Origin of the sequence: Pseudoalteromonas sp. S1727 (assembly GCF_005886375.1) — a bacterium.
Classification (GTDB): Bacteria; Pseudomonadota; Gammaproteobacteria; order Enterobacterales; family Alteromonadaceae; genus Pseudoalteromonas; species Pseudoalteromonas haloplanktis.
Genome location: NZ_PNDT01000063.1, coordinates 1 through 414 on the forward strand (window position 1 = coordinate 1; position 414 = coordinate 414).

General features: G+C 45.9%; 1 pseudogene. It reads left to right on the forward strand.

Going from position 1 to position 414, the window contains the following annotated elements:
• Positions 1-414: pseudogene (locus tag CWB85_RS14480) on the forward strand (ribulokinase); the annotation flags it as partial.

Genomic DNA, 414 nt, shown 5'->3' on the forward strand with positions numbered 1-414 from the left:
TCAACGCCGGTGGCAATTAACAGCCAAGGCACACCTTTAGCACTGACAGAAGAGTTTGCTGAAAACCCAAATGCCATGTTTATTCTTTGGAAAGACCATACAGCGATCAAAGAAGCGAATGAGATCACTCGTGCGGCAACCAATAACGAGGTTAACTATCTTTCACATATGGGCGGTATCTATTCGTCAGAATGGTACTGGGCCAAAGCATTACATATCTTCAGAGATGATGCAGCCGTAAAAGCGGCGACTTACTCATGGGTAGAGCATTGTGACTGGATGACGGCATTAATGTGTGGCACCACACACCCTGAAGTATTAACACTGGGTCGTTGTGCAGCTGGCCATAAGCAAATGTGGAATGAACAATGGGGTGGCTTTCCACCAAACAGTTTTTTCAGCACTATAGACCCA